At 35.3% G+C, this 18,082-nt stretch carries 21 protein-coding genes; 20 read left to right on the top strand and 1 reads right to left on the bottom strand.

Annotated features, from left to right (window positions below):
* The 12 genes from hisC (at position 1) to AC6HVZ_RS02235 (ending at position 10,169) form a co-directional block, all read left to right on the top strand.
* The gene (hisC, locus tag AC6HVZ_RS02290; RefSeq protein WP_497556508.1) at positions 1 to 1,095 is read left to right on the top strand and encodes a histidinol-phosphate transaminase; all 1,095 of its coding nucleotides are present in this window, start codon (positions 1 to 3) and stop codon (positions 1,093 to 1,095) included.
* Between the two features lie 16 nt (positions 1,096 to 1,111).
* Positions 1,112 to 2,212, top strand: a complete 1,101-nt coding sequence (locus AC6HVZ_RS02285) for a prephenate dehydrogenase (protein WP_497556507.1) — start codon at positions 1,112 to 1,114, stop codon at positions 2,210 to 2,212.
* A 27-nt stretch (positions 2,213 to 2,239) separates the two neighbouring features.
* Positions 2,240 to 3,529, top strand: a complete 1,290-nt coding sequence (gene aroA / locus AC6HVZ_RS02280; protein ID WP_497556506.1) for a 3-phosphoshikimate 1-carboxyvinyltransferase — start codon at positions 2,240 to 2,242, stop codon at positions 3,527 to 3,529.
* 107 nt (positions 3,530 to 3,636) lie between these two features.
* Entirely contained in the window at positions 3,637 to 4,893 is a 1,257-nt protein-coding gene (locus tag AC6HVZ_RS02275) for a tetratricopeptide repeat protein (protein WP_497556505.1), read from the top strand.
* A gap of 29 nt (positions 4,894 to 4,922) precedes the next feature.
* Positions 4,923 to 5,474 (top strand): ReoY family proteolytic degradation factor, encoded by a 552-nt coding sequence (locus AC6HVZ_RS02270; protein ID WP_497556504.1) that lies wholly within the window; start codon positions 4,923 to 4,925, stop codon positions 5,472 to 5,474.
* A 109-nt stretch (positions 5,475 to 5,583) separates the two neighbouring features.
* The gene (locus AC6HVZ_RS02265) at positions 5,584 to 6,045 is read left to right on the top strand and encodes a YpiF family protein (RefSeq protein WP_497556503.1); all 462 of its coding nucleotides are present in this window, start codon (positions 5,584 to 5,586) and stop codon (positions 6,043 to 6,045) included.
* Positions 6,046 to 6,220: 175 nt separating this feature from the next.
* A complete protein-coding gene (locus AC6HVZ_RS02260; protein ID WP_497556502.1) occupies positions 6,221 to 6,733 on the top strand; it encodes a QcrA and Rieske domain-containing protein in 513 nt (170 codons plus the stop codon).
* 6 nt (positions 6,734 to 6,739) lie between these two features.
* A complete protein-coding gene (gene qcrB / locus AC6HVZ_RS02255) occupies positions 6,740 to 7,414 on the top strand; it encodes a menaquinol-cytochrome c reductase cytochrome b subunit (protein ID WP_497556501.1) in 675 nt (224 codons plus the stop codon).
* A gap of 16 nt (positions 7,415 to 7,430) precedes the next feature.
* Positions 7,431 to 8,204 carry a c-type cytochrome gene (locus AC6HVZ_RS02250; protein WP_497556500.1) on the top strand — a complete coding sequence of 258 codons (774 nt, stop codon included), beginning with the start codon at positions 7,431 to 7,433 and terminating at the stop codon, positions 8,202 to 8,204.
* Positions 8,205 to 8,301: 97 nt separating this feature from the next.
* Complete coding sequence (gene lhaT / locus AC6HVZ_RS02245) at positions 8,302 to 8,871, top strand: lipoprotein heptaprenylglyceryl N-acetyltransferase LhaT (RefSeq protein ID WP_497556499.1); 570 nt, start codon at positions 8,302 to 8,304, stop codon at positions 8,869 to 8,871.
* Between the two features lie 69 nt (positions 8,872 to 8,940).
* Complete coding sequence (locus tag AC6HVZ_RS02240) at positions 8,941 to 9,201, top strand: sporulation protein YpjB (protein WP_497556498.1); 261 nt, start codon at positions 8,941 to 8,943, stop codon at positions 9,199 to 9,201.
* A 278-nt stretch (positions 9,202 to 9,479) separates the two neighbouring features.
* Positions 9,480 to 10,169: a zinc metallopeptidase gene (locus AC6HVZ_RS02235; protein WP_497556497.1), complete on the top strand. Its 690-nt coding sequence runs from the start codon at positions 9,480 to 9,482 to the stop codon at positions 10,167 to 10,169.
* A gap of 42 nt (positions 10,170 to 10,211) precedes the next feature.
* Here AC6HVZ_RS02235 and AC6HVZ_RS02230 read toward each other — a convergent pair whose 3' ends face one another.
* On the bottom strand, positions 10,212 to 11,084 hold the full coding sequence (locus AC6HVZ_RS02230) for a YitT family protein (RefSeq protein ID WP_497556496.1): 873 nt from the start codon (positions 11,082 to 11,084) through the stop codon (positions 10,212 to 10,214).
* A gap of 187 nt (positions 11,085 to 11,271) precedes the next feature.
* On the opposite strand from AC6HVZ_RS02230, the gene AC6HVZ_RS02225 reads away from it, so the two are divergent.
* From AC6HVZ_RS02225 to panD, 8 genes are all read left to right on the top strand, one after another.
* On the top strand, positions 11,272 to 11,601 hold the full coding sequence (locus AC6HVZ_RS02225; RefSeq protein WP_497556495.1) for a nucleotide pyrophosphohydrolase: 330 nt from the start codon (positions 11,272 to 11,274) through the stop codon (positions 11,599 to 11,601).
* Between the two features lie 192 nt (positions 11,602 to 11,793).
* The gene (gene dapB / locus AC6HVZ_RS02220; protein WP_497556494.1) at positions 11,794 to 12,627 is read left to right on the top strand and encodes a 4-hydroxy-tetrahydrodipicolinate reductase; all 834 of its coding nucleotides are present in this window, start codon (positions 11,794 to 11,796) and stop codon (positions 12,625 to 12,627) included.
* Positions 12,624 to 13,751, top strand: coding sequence for an N-acetyl-alpha-D-glucosaminyl L-malate synthase BshA (gene bshA / locus AC6HVZ_RS02215; protein ID WP_497556493.1), 1,128 nt, complete (start codon positions 12,624 to 12,626; stop codon positions 13,749 to 13,751). The genes dapB and bshA overlap by 4 nt, the downstream gene beginning before the upstream one ends.
* Complete coding sequence (locus AC6HVZ_RS02210) at positions 13,744 to 14,973, top strand: CCA tRNA nucleotidyltransferase (RefSeq protein ID WP_497556492.1); 1,230 nt, start codon at positions 13,744 to 13,746, stop codon at positions 14,971 to 14,973. Before bshA ends, AC6HVZ_RS02210 begins: the two co-directional genes overlap by 8 nt.
* Positions 14,949 to 15,926, top strand: a complete 978-nt coding sequence (locus AC6HVZ_RS02205; RefSeq protein ID WP_497556491.1) for a biotin--[acetyl-CoA-carboxylase] ligase — start codon at positions 14,949 to 14,951, stop codon at positions 15,924 to 15,926. Before AC6HVZ_RS02210 ends, AC6HVZ_RS02205 begins: the two co-directional genes overlap by 25 nt.
* Positions 15,927 to 15,942: 16 nt before the next feature.
* The gene (gene panB / locus AC6HVZ_RS02200; RefSeq protein WP_497556490.1) at positions 15,943 to 16,770 is read left to right on the top strand and encodes a 3-methyl-2-oxobutanoate hydroxymethyltransferase; all 828 of its coding nucleotides are present in this window, start codon (positions 15,943 to 15,945) and stop codon (positions 16,768 to 16,770) included.
* 14 nt (positions 16,771 to 16,784) lie between these two features.
* A complete protein-coding gene (gene panC, locus AC6HVZ_RS02195; RefSeq protein ID WP_497556489.1) occupies positions 16,785 to 17,657 on the top strand; it encodes a pantoate--beta-alanine ligase in 873 nt (290 codons plus the stop codon).
* A gap of 10 nt (positions 17,658 to 17,667) precedes the next feature.
* Positions 17,668 to 18,051 (top strand): aspartate 1-decarboxylase, encoded by a 384-nt coding sequence (gene panD / locus AC6HVZ_RS02190; RefSeq protein WP_497556488.1) that lies wholly within the window; start codon positions 17,668 to 17,670, stop codon positions 18,049 to 18,051.
* The last annotated feature ends 31 nt before the right edge of the window (positions 18,052 to 18,082 follow it).

The raw sequence follows: 18,082 nt of genomic DNA, 5'->3' as shown, positions 1-18,082 counted from the left end.
ATGGATGGAAAATCAATATTGGATCAATTATCCCCATACCAGCAAGGAAAGCAGGTAAAGGATATAAAGAAAGAGTATGGTTTAGATCGGATTGTCAAATTAGCTTCAAATGAAAACCCGTACGGTTACTCGACATATGTAAAGGATTACTTTCTCAATAATATATCTGAATTTAATATCTATCCAGATGGTTATACAGCTGAATTGCGTACAGCCGTTTCTGAAAAAATAAACGTTAATGAAAACCAACTGCTATTTGGCAGTGGATCTGAAGAAATTGTGCAAATGATTTGCAGAGCATTTTTATATCCAGGTACAAATACGATTATGGCCACACCTACTTTTCCGCAATATAAACATAATGCATTAATCGAAGGAGCTAGTGTGGTAGAGATACCCACAGTCAATGGATACCATGATCTCGAAAATATTTATAAGTCCACTAATGAAAATACAAAGGTTATTTGGCTTTGTTCACCGAATAACCCAACCGGTTCAGTTATTCCCAAAGAGGATTTCCAAGCATTTATGGATAAATGTCCAGCAAATGTATTAGTCGTACTAGATGAAGCCTATTATGAATATGTAGATGATTCAAAAGATATTGATGCACTTACTTATTTATCGGATTACGCTAATCTAATTATATTGCGTACTTTTTCAAAAGCCTATGGATTAGCTGGGTTACGTATTGGATACGGGATAGCAAATAATAACTTAATTACAAAGCTGGATGTCGTTAGAGGCCCTTTCAATACAACATCGTTAGCACAAAAAGCTGCACTAATTGCATTAGCTGATACGGAATTTATAGAGGATACAAAATCAAAGAATTATGTTGTCAAAAAATCTGTTCAGCAATTTCTAGATTCAATCGGTTGGAAACATTATGATTCTGAGGCAAACTTCTTATTGGTTGCTACACCTGTAAGTGGAACTGAAGTGTTTCAATTTTTAATTGAAAATGGTTTTATTGTACGCCCTGGTGAAGTTCTCGGTGCTCCTAACACCATCAGGTTTACACTTGGAAAAGAAGACGATATGAAGTTAATGCAGGATAAATTAACTGAATTACACCAACAAATAATCAAATAATCAAGGGGAATTAAATGTGAAAAGGACTATAGTAATAGCAGGTTTAGGGTTAATCGGCGGATCTTTAGCGAAAGGGATGGCTAAGTCCGAGCAAAATTATCTTATAGGTTATGATGTTAGCAATGAAGCACTGGAATATGCACTAGCAAATAATTTAATTCACGAATCAGCTACGGATTTTACTAAAGCAGTGCAACAGGCTGATTTTATTATACTGGCGGCGCCGATATCTGAAACCATTAGATTACTGATGAAGTTAAATGATATTACATTAAAGAAAGAAGTCATCGTTTCTGACGTATCATCTGTAAAAAGCTCTATAATCGAAGCTGCAAGTAAGATGACGAACGAAAAGATTACTTTTATTGGCGGTCATCCCATGGCGGGATCGCATAAAAAGGGAGTTCAAGCAGCAAAAGCACATTTATTTGAGAATGCTATCTATGTACTAACACCATCCATTAATAGTACTCCAGCCAAAATTGATTCGCTTAAAGAAGTTTTGCTAAATACGAAAAGCAAATTTATTATTCTTAATTCAAATGAACATGATGAAATGACAGGAGTTGTATCCCATTTCCCGCATTTAATTGCTTCTTCCCTTGTTCATCAAGCAAGAAAATGGGAGGAAACGCATAAATATTTGCCTAATCTTGCTGCAGGAGGGTTTCGTGATATTACTAGAATTGCGTCAAGTAATCCTAAGTTGTGGCAAGATATATTCTTTCACAATGGCAGCAAAATGTCGCAGCTTTTAGAAGAATGGATAACAGAAATGCGTTTTCTAAAAAATTTAGTAGATAAACATGATAAAGAAGATATGATGTCATATCTGGATATGGCAAAATCCTATCGTGATGGATTAGGTACGGAGGAAAAAGGTGTAATTCCTTCATTTTATGATATATATGTAGATATACGTGACCAAACAGGAGCACTGGCTTCTGTTACGCAAATACTTGCAAATGAAAATATTAGCATTAACAATATACAGATTCTAGAAATCCGTGAGGGAATTACTGGAGCTTTAAGATTGAGTTTTGCATCAAAGGATGTTCAACAGAAAAGTTATCAGCTGCTCAATCGTCATGGATATGAAATAATGATTCAAAGATAAAGCGTATGCTAAAGGAAGTGAAACGATATGAATGAATTCAGATTACAGCCAATTCACCGCCCACTTATTGGGGAATTAGAAGTTCCTGGAGATAAATCAATTTCACATAGAGCGGTAATGCTTGGTTCCTTAGCCAATGGTATAACAAAAGTATCGCACTTTTTAGATGGTGAAGATTGTATGCGAACGGTTCATGCTTTTAGAGCTATGGGTGTTTCCATTGATAAACAAGAATTAACTCTCACCATTGAAGGCAAAGGTATCGAAGCTCTTCAAGAACCCAGGGAACCATTATATTTTGGAAATTCAGGTACAACTGCCAGATTAATGCTCGGTTTATTGGCTGGTTTGCCAATTTATTCTACGGTTTATGGGGACGTTTCTTTATCAAAGCGCCCAATGGACAGGGTAGCAATACCTCTGAGAAAAATGGGAGCCAATTTTGATGGCAGAGAGATGGGAAGCTATCTGCCTTTATCAATAAGAGGTAAGTCCTTAAACAGTATTGATTATACCATGCCGGTGAAAAGTGCCCAGGTTAAATCTGCCATACTACTGGCAGGGCTTCATGCTGATGGAGAAACCAAAGTTACAGAGATTACTCCAACCAGAAATCATACTGAAAATATGCTTTGGGCATTTGGTGCAGATCTAACTACAGATAGTCAAACAATTACTATTACAAATAAACAAACACTTAAAGCGACGGATGTATATGTACCTGGAGATATTTCTTCAGCTGCATTTTTCTTAGTTGCTGCTGCAATTATTCCTGGAAGCGAATTAACCCTTACAAATGTGGGGTTAAACGAAACAAGGACTGGAATACTCGATGTACTTCATGCAATGGGGGCAAATGTACAAATAAATAACGAACAGACTGTCAGTGGAGAGTTGTTCGGTGATATAATAATCAAATATTGTAATTTGCATAGCACGACAATCGAAGGAGAAATTATTCCGCGCCTAATTGATGAAATACCGATTATTGCATTATTGGCTACTCAAGTAGAAGGTAAGACAATAATCCGTAATGCCGAGGAGCTTAAAGTAAAGGAAACAGACAGAATAACTGCTGTTGTTGATTTATTATCCACGCTGGGCGCTGCTGTTGAGGCAACTGAAGATGGAATGGTTATTCATGGGAAAACATCACTTTCTGGTGGAAAGGTTTTCTCCTGTAATGATCATCGTATCGCTATGATGGCTGTAGTTGCATCATTAATTGCAAATGATGAAGTAATTGTTGATGATGTGAGTTCCATTGCTGTTTCCTATCCGGGTTTCTTTGACGATCTAAATAAAATCAGTAAATGAAAAGGGAGAATTCGCAAAACAGGCGGATTCTTTTCTTTTGATTGAAGATGAATTTATAATTAGTTATGATAACAATTATTCAAGATATCTAAGAGAGGAAGTTCATCATGGACACCATAATGGAAGCAGTAAATTTAATGGAAAGTAATCAATCAGATCAAGCAATCGAATTATTGGAGAAATATTTGAAGGTTGCTAATGATGAAGAAAGATATACGATTGTTGAACTATATATTCAATGGGGATTTCTTCATAAAGCCAGCATTATTTTAAATGAATTATTGCAGCAATATCCCGACGAAGGTGAGTTGAAAGTTGCACTCGCCAATATCTCTATAGAGTTGGAAGATGATGAAAGGGCGATAAATTTATTAAATGGGATTAATGAAGATGATCCGGCATATGTGCAAGCCTTGATACAATTAGCAGATTTATATGAGGCGCAAGGATTATTTGAAGTTGCCGAGCAGAAATTACTTGCTGCAAAACAAGTTGATCCGAATGAAGTGATTATTGATTTTGCACTTGGGGAACTGTTATTTTCAATCGGTGAATATAGAAAAGCAATTACATATTATGAAAAAACCGTAACAAAAATGAAAGACGTCGCGAATGTTTCAATTAACGAACGACTTGCAGAAGCATATGCAGCCTCAGGTGAATTTGAACAAGCATTAGCATTTTTTGAAAACGAAAAAAATGAAGACCCTGATACATTATTTAAATATGGCTTTACTGCATATCGGGCAGGTCGTAAGGATATTGCAATCAAAGCTTGGGAGCATGTAATTGCAATCGACGCCTATTATCACACTGTATATTATCAATTGGCAAAAGCTTATGAAGATGAGGGGATGTACAAGGATGCCTATGAAACTGCTGATAAAGGATTGCAAGTCGATGAATTTAACAAAGAGCTATTCTTTTTGACAGGGTCACTTGCGCATCAACTGAATAAGGATGTGGAGAGTGAGAAATTTGTTCGAGAAGCATTAGCGCTGGATCCGGATTACAAAGAGGCAGTATTATTTTTAATTGAACTTTTTAAAAATAAAGGAAATTATGAAGGAATTATCGATCTGCTTATCGAAATAAAAGGTATAGGCGCAGATGATTCCCTTTATGAATGGGAGTTGGCACGAGCATATAATGAAACTGAATCATATAATAATGCATTAAAACACTATCGGGAAGCATATAATAGCCTTAACAAAGATAGTGACTTTCTAAAGGAATTTGGATATTTTCTAACAGAAGAAGGGAGGGTGGATGAGGCTACTTTAATTTTTGAAGCCTATTTAACTCAACAGCCATCAGATGATGAGATAGAAGAATATATTACTCGGTTAAAACAGTCGAGATAAAGGCTGATAAAGGAGGTATCTAATTAGTTATGCAGACTCCTATTTCCGTTCAAGACAAAAAGAGTTTCATACAATGGTTCTTAAATCACTATCAATTAAAAAAACGTGAAAGCGTCTGGATATTAAATTATTTGGTTAACCATAATGAGCTTCTGAAGCACGTTCATTTTGTAAGAGATGCAAAATTTTGTCCGCGAGGAATTATCATGACAAGTCACTGCTCCAATGAAGTTCCTTTTAGGTTTTATAAAAATCAATTAGTTACAACAGATGCAGAGAAATCATTCCATGACATACGATTAAATCAAAACGAGGCCTTATTCTTACAACTTAATTTCAAGGATGCTAATCAAAATTCATTTTATGTAGCAGTTCTAGAAGAAAATCCGTATATACCAGATGAATACTTTATAACAAAAAAAGATCAGGAGCTTGCTAAGCAATTGTTGGATAGATCTATATATGAATTCAAAAAAAATACACTGCTAGAGAAAATTGACAATGCACTGGATGAATTTGATCAAGCAAAATTCATAAAATTGTCGACACAGTTACAAAGATTGGAGAAAAAATCAACCTAATTTGCTAGAGCAATAGGTTGATTTTTTTTGTACATATAAGCTAGAATTTAATATAATGTAATATTTTTTATAGATTGTATAAGAATAAGGAGAAGGGCTGATAAAATAAATGAAATGGAAGAAAGAGGATGTTAGGCAATATGTACAAGCGAAGGAATATATCGATACCATAATTATTTCATTAATTCCTTTTCAATTATCCCAGGATAATGATCTGGAAAAGAGCACATTCCAAAGTGAGTTCTTGACTATTCTATCAAATGAAATTGAAAAAGAACTGACAGGCAGAGTTATGCAGACACCAACCTATCATTATTTAAAGACTGCCACTAAAGAATCTGAGGTGTATCGTTTGAATAACTGGGTGGAGGATATTCAGAAGCAGCCGTTTATGCATTATTTCTTTATAACATTTGATTCCTTTTGGAAGAAAAATGAACAAGCATTAAATGGCACATTGCTGTGGCTGCCAGGAATTCAATCCGGAGATCTTTATTCAAAGGAAATGCACACGATAATACGTGATCAGGTAGAACAAATCAGCGAACTAATTAGATCTTATTGGCATTAAACACGATGTCGAAATAATGCATTATACCTCACATTATCTATATTAATTTTAAAACTTTTAGCTAACAAATCTTATATATATTGACCGGACAACCAGTTTGCGCTATCATAGTAATGTCCTAGTAATCTGATTAAATAATGATTGTCCGTGATTAATGTAAAGAGGGGGGAAAAACATGAGTGAAAAAAAGCAACAAGTATCCCGTAGACAATTTCTAAACTATACATTGACTGGTGTAGGTGGATTTATGGCAGCAGGACTGCTTGTTTCACCAATTCGAATGGCTATTGATCCAGTATTAAAAAAATCTGGTCATGGTGATTTAGCAAATGTCAGCTTGGCTGTCGAAGATATTACTACTGAACCGACAAGAGTTGACTGGAAGATTGATCAGGTAGATGGTTGGTATGAATCACAAGTAAGTAAATCTGCATGGGTTTTTAAAGATGAAAACGATGAAATTCAAGCCTTTTCCCCGGTGTGTAAACACTTAGGTTGTGTTGTTTCATGGGAAGGCAGTGAGGATTATCCAAATGAATTCTACTGTCCGTGTCATGATGGTCGCTATTACAAAGATGGAACCAATGTACCAGGAACTCCACCATTACAGCCATTAGATGTATATGAACAAGAAGTAAGAGATGGAATGTTGTTCCTAGGCGATACTAAACCAAAAGGGGAGGCTTAAATTTCAATGCTGCAAAAAATATATGATTGGATAGATGATCGTATAGATATTACGCCAATATGGCGAGATATTGCCGATCATGAAGTCCCGGAACATGTTAATCCCGCTCACCATTTTTCAGCTTTTGTATATTGCTTTGGTGGCTTAACATTTTTCGTTGTTGTTATACAAATACTTTCAGGGATGTTCCTTACAATGTATTATGTTCCGGATATTGAAAATGCTTGGAAATCTGTTTATTACCTGCAAACTGAAGTGGCACATGGTCAAATCGTTCGGGGTATGCACCATTGGGGAGCCAGTGTTGTTATAGTTATGTTGTTATTACATACGTTGCGGGTATTTTTCCAAGGTGCATACAAGAAACCGCGTGAACTTAACTGGATGGTTGGGGTGCTGCTGTTCTTTGTTATGCTTGGCTTAGGTTTCACGGGGTATTTATTGCCTTGGGATAATAAAGCATATTTCGCAACACAGGTTGGTCTTGAAATTGCTGAACAAGTACCTTTTATAGGGGAACAATTAAAAACCCTTTTAGCTGGTGATGCATCTATTGTTGGGGCACAAACGTTGACGAGATTCTTTGCAATCCATGTTTTCTTCTTACCAGCTGCATTATTTGGGTTACTGGCAGCACACTTTATTTTAATCCGTAGACAAGGTATTTCTGGACCACTATAAAAAGGAGGGAAAAGCGATGCATAAGGGGAAAGGAATGAAATTTGTCGGAGATTCCCGGATCTCTGCTGAAAGAAAACCGAATACTTCAAAAGACTATTCTGAATATCCTGGAAGAACCGAAGCTTTTTGGCCCAACTTTTTATTAAAAGAATGGTTGGCAGGATCTGTATTTCTAGTTGGTTTCTTATGTTTGACTTTAGCTCATCCATCACCTTTGGAAGGTGTGGCAGATCCAACAGATGCAGCCTATATACCATTGCCGGATTGGTACTTCCTGTTCTTATATGAACTATTGAAATATAAATTTGCAAGTGGACCGTATATTATTATGGGAATTTTGGTGCTTCCCGGTTTAGCATTTGGTGCCTTATTGCTTGCACCATTCTTGGATAAAGGACCTGGTCGTAGGCCACATCAACGTCCAATTGCTGTTGTAATGATGCTTTTAGCACTTACATCTGTTATTTGGCTAACGTATGAGTCAGCAGCGAATGTAAATTGGGAAGAACGCGCAGAAGCGAACAAACCAATTCCTCCATCTGAGGTTGAAATTGACACAGAACATCCTGGCTATGCCGCCTATGAAAATAGCTGTATGTCATGTCATGGTGGGTCATTGGAGGGTACTGCTGGCCCTAGCTTAATTGGGATAGATTATTCAGCTGAAGAAATTGCTACAATCGCAAAAGAAGGCATTGGAACGATGCCTGCTGATCAGTTTCAGGGTACTGATGAAGAATTGGAACAATTAGCTGACTTTATCATTTCAGTGAATGAAGACGCAGAATAGATAATCTATTTTAATACGATTAAACACCTTTGCCATTGCACTTGGTAAAGGTGTTTTTACATATACAGTACTTTTTGAAAAGAAAGGAATTATTTAGGTGATTAAATACATATTGCTTGATAAACGTTTTTTAATCTGTTTGTTTATTATCAACTTACTTGGAACCATTTATGGATATATGTGGTATGAGAGTCAACTATCTAACACCCCTGACCTGTTTTTGATTTTTGTTCCGGATAGTCCAACTGCAAGCTTGTTTTTTACTATCTTTTTAATATTTTTTATCTTTGGAAGAAATGTTCCATATATTGAGGCTCTTGGTGTGATAACTTTATTTAAATATGGAATATGGGCAGTGGTAATGAATCTATTGACATTGATTATGGAAGGATCACTAAGTTGGCAGGGTTATATGCTAATGATTTCACATGGTGCGATGGCAATACAGGGACTACTCTATATTCCTTATTATAAATTTAAATTGAGGCACGTTACCGTTGCTGCAATATGGACCTTACATAATGATGTCATTGACTATGTGTTTGAAATGATGCCAACTTATTCATCACTTAGTAACTATATAAACGAAATTGGTTATTTTACTTTTTGGTTAAGTGTCGTATCTATCCTAATTGCTTATAAAGTAACTACACGTAATACAAAATAAGTCAATAACTTCTATATTAAGATTTCACTTCATATGTTAATAAAAGAAAATGTATATGAGGTGATCTCTATGGATAAGTTTAAAAAAAATATCCTCTTCCTCGCGCTCATAGGGATTATATTATATTTGCAAGCTGATGTACTAACAATTGAAGCAAGTTCAAATACACTATCGGTAAATAATGGTAAAGAAAAATCTGAACTATTTACCTTAATTTGGACGATCATAATTATAGGAGGATGTATTGCCATTACATTATCTTATGTTAGTTGGAGAAAATATAAAGGCGAGCAGAAAAAGGAAGTAGAGAAAGACAAATCAGTTGACTGATTTTTAATTTTTGACTAAAATTGACCTATATAAGAGAAAGTTCAAAAGGAGGATAAAAAGGATCGGTCGACTAAAGTTGCAACGTCCTGGAGCTGTGCTAACTCGCCCCATCGAACCCATTTGTTGCACCGCCGATACTAGTACATTCCTGTGCGTCGAAAGTTCGAGGCAGCATAGCTTTGAGTACAAGAAAGGCTTCCCCGAACTCACATCGCATGTAGGAAAGGTGATCTTCCTATGAACATGTAATAAATAAATTTTTTATGGAGGAATGCAGTTTGTTTGGTGGACTAGGTGGATATCTAATTTATATTGTCCTATTAATGATTATCCCGTTATGGGCACAATCGAAAGTGAAAAGCACGTATAAAAAATACTCAAAAAAAGCAACGTCTTCACATATGACAGGTGCACAAGTTGCACGTAAGATATTAGATGATAATGGATTATATGATGTAAATATTGAAGAAACAAAAGGTGTACTTTCTGATCATTATGATCCAAGGAAAAAAGTGGTAAGACTGTCTACTGGTAACTTTCATGGTCAATCTATGGCTTCTTCGGCTATTGCGGCCCACGAAGTTGGACATGCCATCCAGGACGCAGAAGAATACGCTTTTCTCAAGTTTAGAAGCTCATTAGTACCTGTCGCAAACTTTGGTTCCAATATGTCATTCTTTTTCATACTGGGTGGTATTATTTTTAGTATTGGAGAAATGTTTTTACTTGGAATCATCTTCATGTCTGCAGCCGTACTATTCCAATTAGTTACATTACCTGTTGAATTTGATGCTTCTAGTCGAGCGATGGGACAAATGGTTTCCTCAGGTGTTATAAGAAATAACGAGGAACGTGAAACGAAAAAAGTACTAAATGCTGCAGCGATGACATATGTTGCCGCAGCACTTGTAGCCGTTATGGAATTAATCCGATTTATTCTGATGTATGTAGCAAGTAATAACAATTAACGGAAAAGGGGTGACAAATTTTTGTCATCTCTTTTATTCATCTTAATCATTTAATGGGTTTTTATTTTCATCCAACGTAAATCCTTCTCCAATGACATCATGAACTGTACTTACAGCAACAAATGCATACGGATCAATTCCATGGATAATACTTTTTAACCGAACAATTTCATTTCTTGCAACTACACAATATAAGACATCTCTTTTTTCTCCGGAGAAACTTCCTCTCCCATTAAGTACCGTTACCCCACGATCCATGTCTATTATAATTTTTTTTGCAATTTCGTTGCTATGACTTGAAATAATTGTTGCTCCTTTTGCCGAATATGCTCCTTCCTGGATGAAGTCAATCACTTTTGCAGCAATATAAACTGCGACAAGCGTATACATACCTTCTACTAATTCCAGAATAATAAAAATGGATGTGGCAATAACGACAAAATCGAATAAGAACATTGTTTTTCCCATACTCCAGCCGGCATATTTGTTGACTAATCGGGCAATAATGTCCACACCACCTGTAGTTCCGCCATAACGAAATATAATCCCAAGTCCTACTCCAATAAATACACCTGCAAATAATGCCGCAAGTGTCATGTCTGTTTGCAGATATACAGAGAATTGATATATCTGAAAAACACTTAAAAATACGGAGACAGCTATCGTACCAATTATTGTATAGATAAATGTATTACGGCCAAGAAACTTCCAACCAATAAAAAATACTGGTATATTAAGAATTATATTCGTAATTGCTGGATCCCAGCCCCAAAGAAAATACAAAAGCAGAGTAATGCCGGTAAATCCACCCTCACCAAGATTATTTTGCATATTAAAATGAACAATACCAAAAGAAAAAATTGCTGATCCTAAAAGAATAAATAGGATATTTTTAATTTTTATTCCGAAAATCATTTTGAGAACCTCCAAGCTTTGAATTTAACCGCTCTACCTTAGTACCTTAGTACAATTACTATTATAATCAACTTTATAAATATGAACAATTTTATTTTTATGCTATATAATTGGAATAAATAATTTGTCAAAATAAAACCTATTAGCTAACATAATAGTAGACTTATAAGAGTAAGGGGAAATTATGATGAATACACCTGTCTATACCATTGTCGAAATGCAAAGGCGAGTAGACGACTATATTTCTCAATTTAAGGAAGGATATTTTTCACCATTAAGCCAACTAGCAAGATTAACTGAAGAGGTAGGAGAATTGGCACGGGAAGTCAATCACTATCATGGAGAAAAGCCTAAGAAACAAACAGAAAAAGTTAAAACTATCGAAGAGGAGCTTGGTGATATTTTATTTGTTCTTGCCTGTTTTGCAAATTCACTTGATGTGGACTTAACGGAAGCTTTCAATCATTCCATGAATAAAATTGAAACAAGAGACAAAAACCGTTGGACCCAAAAATAGTAGAAAACATAGCTTATCGATTAAAGAATTGTTAAAAGCATATTTTTGCTTTCTTATAAACACCGATACTCTTTGGAGTGCAAGCTTTAATGCCGAAAGCACGAAGTCAGCACTTATCCTGATATCCAAAAAAAGTAATACAAGCTAATCAATGTAATAAAAAATTATATCGTATTAGGAGGAACTGCAACAATGACTATAAACGTAGTAATTGCCGGACCAAGGGGGAAAATGGGTCGAGAAGCAATCCGAATGGTTAGTACAGAAGAGCGCTTTCAGTTAGTCGCTTGCATCGATCGGAAAAATAATGGTCGACAAATGAAAGAAGTTAATGACCTGCCTAACCTAGATGTACCTATTTTTGAAAACCCGGAAGAATGCTTTGAAAATATTGATGCAACTATTTTTGTTGATCTTACTGTGCCAAATGCAGGATTTGAAAATACAAAAATTGCATTACATCATAATATCAGATCGGTTGTTGGAACAACAGGATTCACAGATGAACAAATTACTGAACTTTCAAGTACAGCAAAAGAAAGGGGGATTGGTTGCATTATTGCTCCAAATTTTGCAATTGGTGCAGTTTTGATGATGCAATTTGCGCAAATGGCTGCAAAATTCTTTCCGGATGTGGAGATCATCGAAAAACATCATGATCATAAATTAGATGCTCCATCTGGCACCGCTATAAAAACAGCAGAGCTTATTAAAGAAATGAGAAATAATAAACTTCAAGGCCATCCAAATGAGAGAGAATTAATGGCTGGGGCACGAGGTGCTGAATATGATGGTATGAGAATCCACAGTATGCGGTTACCTGGCCTTGTGGCACATCAGGAGGTTATATTTGGTGGTTCGGGCCAAACCTTAACAATTAAGCATGATTCTATTAATCGGGAATCATTTATGGATGGAATTAAATTAGCAATAGATAAAGTGATTCATTTAAACGAACTTGTTTATGGCCTTGAAAATATTCTGGATATGGTACGGGATAACAGTTATGAGGGATTAATCGAATGAAAAAAATAGGAATTACCTGTTATCCATCTGTTGGCGGTTCTGGTATAATTGCTACTGAGCTTGGAATGCTTCTTGCTGAGCAAGGACATGAAATTCATTTTATTACATCCGGTGTACCTTTTCGTTTAAATGGGATTTATCCGAAGATTTTTTATCATGAGGTGGAGTTAAATCATTATCCGGTATTTCAATATCCGCCATATGACCTTGCACTCACGTCAAAAATGGCAGAGGTAATTGATCAGGAAAAGCTTGATATTCTTCATGTACACTATGCGATGCCACATGCGATTTGTGCCATTTTGGCTAAAGACATTGCAAAACATGATGTTAAAATCATTACAACATTACATGGTACGGATATTACTGTTTTGGGAATTGATCATACCTTTAAAAAGATGATAAAACATGGCATAGAAAAATCGGATGCAGTAACAGCAGTTTCAAATAGCCTGGTAGAGCAAACGGTTAACATGCTCGATATAAATAAGGATATCTCAGTCATTTATAATTTTGTAAATGAAAAAGAGTACTATAAGAGAGAGCTCCCATTTATCAAAGAACAATATGGGATTAAACCTGATGAAAAAGTAATCATTCATATATCCAATTTTCGTAAAGTGAAGCGAATTAATGATGTAATACATGCCTTTCATAAAATTCAAAGTCATGTTAAGAGTAAACTCTTATTAATTGGTGATGGACCAGAGTATTCAGAGGCTATTCAATTAGTATCAGAATTAGGTCTGGCTGAATTTGTTCTGTTTTTAGGTAAACAGAAAAACATTAGTGATTTATTGTCCATTTCAGATTTAAAATTATTACTATCAGAAAAAGAAAGTTTTGGATTGGTTTTACTCGAAGCGATGGCATGTGAAGTTCCTTGTATTGGTACTAATGTAGGAGGTATTCCAGAAGTAATTATACACAATGAAACAGGTTATATTGTTGAATTAGGTGATTTAGACGGGGTTGCTGATTATGCTACCGAATTATTAAACAATGAAAAGCGTTTAAATGCATTCTCACTAAATGCTTATAATCACGCCAGGAGTCGTTTTCACTCACAAGAAATAGTTCAGCAGTATATGGAGCTATATGATAGAGTATTACGTAATGAATAATAGGAAAATTGGTGATCCCTTGTTAACTGATTCTTTTATTAAAGCAAAACCTATATTGGAAAAAATTGAGGAATATAATCATAAAGCATACTTTGTTGGTGGCTGTGTTCGTGACTTTTTGCTGAAACGTCCAATTGCTGATATCGATATTGCAACATCTGCAGCACCTCATATAATAAAACAACTATTTGATAAAGTGATCCCGGTTGGTATTGAACATGGTACAGTTATTGTCAGACACAAAAATGAGTCATATGAAGTAACAACCTTCCGAATCGATGGGATATACACAGATAAACGTCATCCCGATAATGTAGATTTTATTGATGAAATTGATAAAGATCTGGAAAGAAGAGATTTTACAATAAATGCATTAGCTATGGATAAAAATGGTGTCATTATTGATTTATTTAATGGAAAGCAGGACTTGCAAAATAAAATAATCCGTACTGTTGGCAATGGGTACGATCGTTTCACTGAAGATCCATTACGAATTATTCGTGCACTAAGATTTTCCAGCCAGTTAGGGTTTGCGATAGATCAGGAAACAGTTTTCCAAATGAAAACAGTAAAACAGGATATCGATAATCTTGCAATCGAGCGAATTACCAATGAATTTACAAAATTATTTAAAGGGAAATATCTGAGTAATGGGATTAATTATTTGAAACGTACAGAAGTTCATCAGCATCTTCCGGTAATAAGAAACTATCCCACGATTATGGATCGTCTTCCAAACCCATTACGACCATTACATTCATTTGGAGAAGTTATCGCATTGTTACATAAAATTGAACCAAATGTTAGGATAGAAACATGGATAAGGGAATGGAAATGCTCTAATAAAATCAAGCTGGAAGCAATTCAGTTGGTAACAGCTTTAGATAATTTTTATAGAGAAGGTCTCAACAAATGGGGGGTATATCATTTATCATCCAGCTATTATGAGGGATTTATAAGGTTGGTCGAATTAATGTGTCCAACTAAGTCAATCCATTTGACGGAAATAGTGCAAATGGAACAAAGTATCCCAATTAAATCGAAAAAGGAATTAGCATTAAATGGAAGTGATCTAATCGCTCTGTTTCCAGACATGAAGAAAGGGCCATGGCTTCAGAAAATAATTAGCAAATTAGAGCATGAAGTAGTACTGGGAAATCTAAGGAATTCTAAACATGAACTGAAGGAGTGGATAAGATGGAATCCACCCGAAATAAATTAATAAATTTGTTAGCAAATCACAGGGAAAAATATATTTCCGGTCAAGCCTTATCGGAAGAATTAAATATATCCCGAAGTGCCATATGGAAGCACATGAAAAAACTTAAAGAAGACGGCTATGAGATTGAGGGTAAATCAAATATGGGGTATCGAATTATCCGTTTTCCTGATAAATTGAGCGAAAATACGATCCAATGGGGTTTAAAAACAAAATGGCTAGGTAAAAAGATCATTCATAAAAAAACAGTAACATCTACCCAGATTCTTGCACATCAGGTAGTACAGGAAAATGCGGCTCACGGAACCGTAATCATTGCAGATGAGCAAACGAAGGGAAGAGGGAGAATGAACCGGGAGTGGCACTCTACCAAAGGTAAAGGAATCTGGCTGAGTATTGTTTTAAGACCAGCAATTTTACCTTATCTTGCTCCGCAATTAACATTATTAACAGCTACGGTTTTAGCCGATGTTATCAATTCCTGTTCCACTCTAAAACCACTGATTAAATGGCCCAATGATATTATAATAAATAATAAGAAGACCGCTGGTATTTTAACAGAAATGCAGGCAGAACAGGATCAAATTCAGTATGTTGTTATTGGCATAGGGATAAATGTTAATCAAAAAATAGAAGAATTGCCTGAAGATCTTAAAGATAAGGCAACATCACTAAAAATAGAGACAAATAATAATTGGCCGATGAAAGAACTTATTCAAGAAATCTTGCAAACATTTGAGAATACATATGATGCGTACATAGCTAATGGATTCTCTGAAATAAAATCTAAATGGGAAAGCTATGGTTTTAAGCTTGGAAAGAAAATTAAAATAAACACATTACGAGAACAATATGAAGCGTCATTTTCCGGAATTGCCGATGATGGAGCATTACTTGTAAAAACCAAAAACAATACGATTAAAAAACTGTATTCAGGGGAAATTGATTGGTTTTGAGAAGGAGATTAAAAACATGTTAAGTCGATTAGATTTACAAAAAATGAAACAAAGTAATGAAAAGATCAGTATGGTTACTGCATATGATTATCCTGCAGCAAAAATTGTTGAAGAAGCTGGTATTGATATGATTCTTGTTGGGGATTCACTGGGAATGGTTGTATTAGGATATTCATCTACAGTTCAAGTAAGATTGGCTGATATGATCCATCATGGAAAAGCTGTTAAACGAGGAGCTCCAAATACTTTTACTGTTGTTGATATGCCATTTATGTCATATCACGTATCATTAGAGGACTCTCTATTAAATGCACGTGAAATTTTTCAACAAACAGATGCACAAGCATTAAAGATAGAAGGGGCAACTGACGAAATTTTAGTTCTGATTAAACACTTAACAAGTGCAGGAATTCCAGTAATTGCACATTTGGGTTTAACTCCCCAATCCGTTAACGTTCTTGGTGGTTATAAAGTTCAGGGAAAAGATAAAGAAACTGCAAAAAAGCTGTTGTCAGACGCAAAGAAAGTCGCTGAATCTGGTGCGATTTCATTAGTGTTGGAATGTGTACCCAAGGAACTTGCAGCAATTATAACAAAAGAATTAAGTATACCTACAATTGGAATTGGGGCAGGGATAGATTGTGATGGTCAAGTATTGGTGTATCATGATATATTAAAATATGGTGTAGATCGCTTACCTAAATTTGTTCAATCGTATGGCGACTTTAACAAAGAGGGTCAAGCAGCGATCGCATCTTATATTTCTGATGTAAAGAAAGGACATTTCCCCTCAGAAAATCATTCATTTTTAGTTAAAGATAAAGATGTTTTACCAAATAGCTAAAGTAGGGATTGTTGATGGAAATTATTCGATCTGTAAATACAATACAGAAAATAATAAATGATGTAATCGAGCAAAATAAACAAATAGGTTTTGTTGCGACTATGGGGTTCTTTCACGAAGGTCATATCAGTCTCATGAATCAAGCTAAAAGGGAAAATGATATGGTGGTAACAAGCATATTTGTTAACCCATTGCAATTTGGCCCGAGTGAAGATTATGAACAATATCCACGTGACGAAGATAGAGATATTCAACATGCAAAACAAGCTGGAGTAGATATCTTATTTATACCTGGTGTAAAAGACATGTATCCTAAGAAAATGCGAATCAATATGTCCATAAATGAGCGTGTTAATGTTTTATGCGGTCGTTCACGCCCAGGTCATTTTGATGGAGTAATTACCGTACTAAGCAAACTATTTAACATCATTAGACCAAATAGAACATACTTCGGTATGAAAGATGCGCAACAGGTTGCAGTAGTCGACGCACTTATTTCTGATTTAAACTTTCCAATCAAATTAATTGGATTACCTACAGCTAGAGAAAATGATGGCCTAGCAAAAAGCAGCAGGAATGTAAATTTAAACAATAAAGAACGTAAACAGGCTATATGGCTTTATAAAGCATTAAAAAAAGGACAGGGATTAGTTGTTGACGGAGAGAAAAATCCTGGTATTATTGTGAAAGAGGTTATGGATACAATTACAATACATACTACAGCTAAGATAGATTATGTTGAATTATTAAGCTATCCCAATCTAAAACCTGTTTCTGTTATCGATCAACAGGTTATATTAGCAACTGCTGTGTATTTCCAATATACACGGTTAATTGATAACCTCTTATTTGACGAAAAAGGAAACTTAATTAATGAAATGAAATAGGGGGGATCGTATGTTGCGTACGATGATGAAAGCAAAGATTCATCGCGCCAGAGTTACAGAAGCTAATTTAAATTATGTTGGAAGTGTAACCATTGATCAATCTATTTTAGAGAAAGTTGATATATTGCCACACGAAAAAGTACAAATAGTAAACACTAATAATGGAGCACGTTTGGAAACGTATGTTATTCCTGGTAAAAGTGGTTCAGGTGTCGTGTGTTTAAATGGTGCTGCTGCAAGATTGGTACAAAAGGGTGACACTGTTATAATTGTAGCTTATGCTCTTGTTTCGAATGAAGAGCTAGCAGATTTTAACCCAAAAGTCGCAATTATGAATGAGCAAAATGAAATTAAACAGCTTATTAAACAGGAGCCTCCATTAACAGTGCTATAGGATTTCTTGATCAGGTGTAAAACTCTTATCA

Source organism: Oceanobacillus sp. NCCP-135, assembly GCF_059698015.1.
The sequence above is the reverse complement of the archived record's forward strand: the minus strand, read 5'-3'. Positions and strand labels throughout refer to the sequence as shown.

What these genes read in the sequence shown, in the direction of transcription:
- hisC (WP_497556508.1), top strand. Translation starts at nt 1, where the DNA reads ATGGATGGAAAATCAATATTGGATCAATTATCCCCATACCAGCAAGGA.
- aroA (WP_497556506.1), top strand. Translation starts at nt 2,240, where the DNA reads ATGAATGAATTCAGATTACAGCCAATTCACCGCCCACTTATTGGGGAA.
- AC6HVZ_RS02275 (WP_497556505.1), top strand. Translation starts at nt 3,637, where the DNA reads ATGGACACCATAATGGAAGCAGTAAATTTAATGGAAAGTAATCAATCA.
- AC6HVZ_RS02270 (WP_497556504.1), top strand. Translation starts at nt 4,923, where the DNA reads ATGCAGACTCCTATTTCCGTTCAAGACAAAAAGAGTTTCATACAATGG.
- AC6HVZ_RS02265 (WP_497556503.1), top strand. Translation starts at nt 5,584, where the DNA reads ATGAAATGGAAGAAAGAGGATGTTAGGCAATATGTACAAGCGAAGGAA.
- AC6HVZ_RS02260 (WP_497556502.1), top strand. Translation starts at nt 6,221, where the DNA reads ATGAGTGAAAAAAAGCAACAAGTATCCCGTAGACAATTTCTAAACTAT.
- qcrB (WP_497556501.1), top strand. Translation starts at nt 6,740, where the DNA reads ATGCTGCAAAAAATATATGATTGGATAGATGATCGTATAGATATTACG.
- AC6HVZ_RS02250 (WP_497556500.1), top strand. Translation starts at nt 7,431, where the DNA reads ATGCATAAGGGGAAAGGAATGAAATTTGTCGGAGATTCCCGGATCTCT.
- AC6HVZ_RS02240 (WP_497556498.1), top strand. Translation starts at nt 8,941, where the DNA reads ATGGATAAGTTTAAAAAAAATATCCTCTTCCTCGCGCTCATAGGGATT.
- AC6HVZ_RS02230 (WP_497556496.1), bottom strand. Translation starts at nt 11,084, where the DNA reads ATGATTTTCGGAATAAAAATTAAAAATATCCTATTTATTCTTTTAGGA.
- AC6HVZ_RS02225 (WP_497556495.1), top strand. Translation starts at nt 11,272, where the DNA reads ATGAATACACCTGTCTATACCATTGTCGAAATGCAAAGGCGAGTAGAC.
- dapB (WP_497556494.1), top strand. Translation starts at nt 11,794, where the DNA reads ATGACTATAAACGTAGTAATTGCCGGACCAAGGGGGAAAATGGGTCGA.
- bshA (WP_497556493.1), top strand. Translation starts at nt 12,624, where the DNA reads ATGAAAAAAATAGGAATTACCTGTTATCCATCTGTTGGCGGTTCTGGT.
- AC6HVZ_RS02210 (WP_497556492.1), top strand. Translation starts at nt 13,744, where the DNA reads ATGAATAATAGGAAAATTGGTGATCCCTTGTTAACTGATTCTTTTATT.
- AC6HVZ_RS02205 (WP_497556491.1), top strand. Translation starts at nt 14,949, where the DNA reads ATGGAATCCACCCGAAATAAATTAATAAATTTGTTAGCAAATCACAGG.
- panB (WP_497556490.1), top strand. Translation starts at nt 15,943, where the DNA reads ATGTTAAGTCGATTAGATTTACAAAAAATGAAACAAAGTAATGAAAAG.
- panC (WP_497556489.1), top strand. Translation starts at nt 16,785, where the DNA reads ATGGAAATTATTCGATCTGTAAATACAATACAGAAAATAATAAATGAT.
- panD (WP_497556488.1), top strand. Translation starts at nt 17,668, where the DNA reads ATGTTGCGTACGATGATGAAAGCAAAGATTCATCGCGCCAGAGTTACA.